This is a genomic window from Cryobacterium sp. MLB-32 (genome assembly GCF_000738085.1).
In the GTDB taxonomy this organism is placed as follows: Bacteria; Actinomycetota; Actinomycetes; order Actinomycetales; family Microbacteriaceae; genus Cryobacterium.
The window spans coordinates 1-827 of the sequence record NZ_JPRS01000432.1 but is presented as its reverse complement, the minus strand read 5'-3'; the positions used below and the strand labels follow the sequence as shown (position 1 = coordinate 827).

1 protein-coding gene and 2 tRNA genes are annotated in these 827 nt (G+C 59.6%); 2 read left to right on the top strand and 1 reads right to left on the bottom strand.

Going from position 1 to position 827, the window contains the following annotated elements; genetic code table 11:
• Positions 1 to 39: 39 nt before the first annotated feature.
• Positions 40 to 111 (top strand) — tRNA-Thr (locus JF66_RS19175).
• A gap of 33 nt (positions 112 to 144) precedes the next feature.
• A tRNA-Met gene (locus tag JF66_RS19170) sits at positions 145 to 218 on the top strand.
• 82 nt (positions 219 to 300) lie between these two features.
• Here JF66_RS19170 and xerC read toward each other — a convergent pair.
• Positions 301 to 827: tyrosine recombinase XerC (xerC, locus tag JF66_RS19165; RefSeq protein ID WP_035880476.1), on the bottom strand; the 527-nt coding region annotated here is incomplete at its 5' end.

The window sequence follows — 827 nt, the reverse complement described above, 5'->3', positions numbered from 1 at the left end:
TGCCAAAATGAGGCGCAGCTTCTGCAGTTGAGAAGCTCTGCCCCCTTAGCTCATTGGTAGAGCACTTCCTTGGTAAGGAAGAGGTAGTGGGTCCGATTCCCACAGGGGGCTCAGGCTTGGAAGCGCTAGCAGCCGACAAGCCGTGGCGGGGTAGCTCAGTTGGTTAGAGCACACGGCTCATAATCGTGGTGTCGCGGGTTCAATTCCCGCTCCCGCTACAACAGCCCCGGATTTCTGCGGAAGTCCGGGGCTTTTTCTCTGTTGTAGCGGGCTGACCCCGCATAAACCCCGCACATTCAATTATGGGGAGATAAGCCGATTCATGGCTTCGGCGGCTCTGATGCCTCCCGTGTTCTTGGCCATGTAGACGTCCTGCGTCAGTGATGGGTTCGCGTGGCCCAGGTACTCCGCAATCTCTCGCGCGCTCAGCCCTGACTGGTCCAGCGCTGTCGCGACGGTCTTGCGGAAACTGTGCGTCGTAACTCCGGGATACCCCAGGCGGTCGCGGGCCTCTCGCCAGTCCCGTGAGGTGTTTCGGGGATCGCGAATATTGCCGCGGATCGTCGTGAAGACGAGGTCGTGATCATTCTTGATCTTGAAGCTCTCCTGTCGATGGCGGAGTACGTCAACGAGCGATTGGGGGATGGCTATGGTTCTCGCTCCCGCTGTGGTCTTCGTGTGGTCTTGAAGGAGCACGCCCTGCCCGCGTGCGCGGATGACATTGGCTCGGATGGCTACCGTGCCGGCCATAAGATCCAAAGCGCCCCACTGAACGGCCAGGACTTCTCCCAATCGACAGCCTGTTGCGGCGAGGAACATCATGACGT